General features: G+C 50.5%; 6 tRNA genes. All 6 read right to left on the reverse strand.

Annotated elements, in window-relative coordinates:
* Positions 1–199: 199 nt before the first annotated feature.
* Positions 200–275 (reverse strand) — tRNA-Ala (locus M3205_RS25155).
* A gap of 8 nt (positions 276–283) precedes the next feature.
* Positions 284–360 (reverse strand) — tRNA-Pro (locus M3205_RS25160).
* A gap of 5 nt (positions 361–365) precedes the next feature.
* Positions 366–442 (reverse strand) — tRNA-Arg (locus tag M3205_RS25165).
* Between the two features lie 14 nt (positions 443–456).
* Positions 457–545 (reverse strand) — tRNA-Leu (locus tag M3205_RS25170).
* A gap of 7 nt (positions 546–552) precedes the next feature.
* Positions 553–627: transfer RNA gene (locus tag M3205_RS25175), tRNA-Gly, on the reverse strand.
* A gap of 6 nt (positions 628–633) precedes the next feature.
* A tRNA-Leu gene (locus M3205_RS25180) sits at positions 634–718 on the reverse strand.
* Between the last annotated feature and the right edge of the window lie 40 nt (positions 719–758).

The raw sequence follows: 758 nt of genomic DNA on the forward strand, positions 1-758 counted from the left end.
GCCAGCGTTCGTCCTGAGCCAGGATCAAACTCTCCATATAAGAGTTGATATAGCTCGATTGTCTTTTCGAAAAAGACTAATGATTTAAACGTTGACGTATTGTTCGTTCAGTTTTCAAAGATCAATCCGCCGCTCAGAAGCGACTTTATTATCTTATCAGGTTTAATTACCTGAGTCAATAACTTTTTTAAAGTTTTCTTGGTGGAGCCTAGCGGGATCGAACCGCTGACCTCCTGCGTGCAAGGCAGGCGCTCTCCCAGCTGAGCTAAGGCCCCAATATAAATGGTCGGGAAGACAGGATTCGAACCTGCGACCCCTTGGTCCCAAACCAAGTGCTCTACCAAGCTGAGCTACTCCCCGTAAAATGGCGCGCCCGAGAGGAGTCGAACCCCTAACCTTTTGATCCGTAGTCAAACGCTCTATCCAATTGAGCTACGGGCGCAATATGAAATTAAATGGTGCCGAGGACCGGAATCGAACCGGTACGGTAGTCACCTACCGCAGGATTTTAAGTCCTGTGCGTCTGCCAGTTCCGCCACCCCGGCATAAAAATGGAGCGGAAGACGGGATTCGAACCCGCGACCCCCACCTTGGCAAGGTGATGTTCTACCACTGAACTACTTCCGCTTAAAATGGTGCGGGTGAAGGGAGTCGAACCCCCACGCCTTGCGGCGCCAGATCCTAAGTCTGGTGCGTCTGCCAATTCCGCCACACCCGCAATATGAAATTAAAAATGGTGAGCCATGAAGGACTCGAAC

Origin of the sequence: Cytobacillus firmus (assembly GCF_023715565.1) — a bacterium.
Lineage (GTDB): Bacteria > Bacillota > Bacilli > Bacillales > Cytobacillaceae > Cytobacillus > Cytobacillus firmus_C.